Below are 435 nucleotides of genomic sequence, written 5' to 3'. Positions count from 1 at the left end.
CGAGCACGCCGAGCACCGCCGTTCGGCGGTCGACGATCCCCGCCGAGCGTTCGACCTCCCAGCGGGCGATCCGGACGACCGCCGCGACGCGTTCGCGCAGCGAGCGCGTCACTGCCGGCGACCCCCGTCGGGGTCGGTCTGGGTGGCGTCGGCGTCGTCGCCAGTGGACGGTCTCCCGTCGCTCTCTGTCCGCGCTCCCGGGCCGCTCGCTTTCGGCTCTCGGCCCTGTCCCCGAGCCGCGGCCGGCGGAGTCTCGCGAGCCAGGTCGAGGAAGATGTCTTCGAGGCTCTGCTCTCGCGTGCGGATGTCGACGACTTCGCCTCCGGCCGCGGTGGCTAGCTCCCGGACCGCCTCGACGGCGTCCATATCGGGGACGACGGTGCGGTAGCGCTCCGTCCCCGACTCCGATCGGCGATCGGGCGTTGCGCCGTCGAC

The 435-nt window shown here is 73.8% G+C and carries 1 pseudogene; it reads right to left on the bottom strand.

The window, feature by feature from the left end:
- Nucleotides 1-108 precede the first annotated feature (108 nt).
- Nucleotides 109-435 (bottom strand): annotated as a pseudogene (locus DEQ92_RS24345) (ABC transporter ATP-binding protein); the annotation flags it as partial.

The sequence above is a fragment of the Haloferax sp. Atlit-6N genome (assembly GCF_003383195.1).
Taxonomy (GTDB): Archaea; Halobacteriota; Halobacteria; order Halobacteriales; family Haloferacaceae; genus Haloferax; species Haloferax gibbonsii.
The sequence above is the reverse complement of the archived record's forward strand: the minus strand, read 5'-3'. Positions and strand labels throughout refer to the sequence as shown.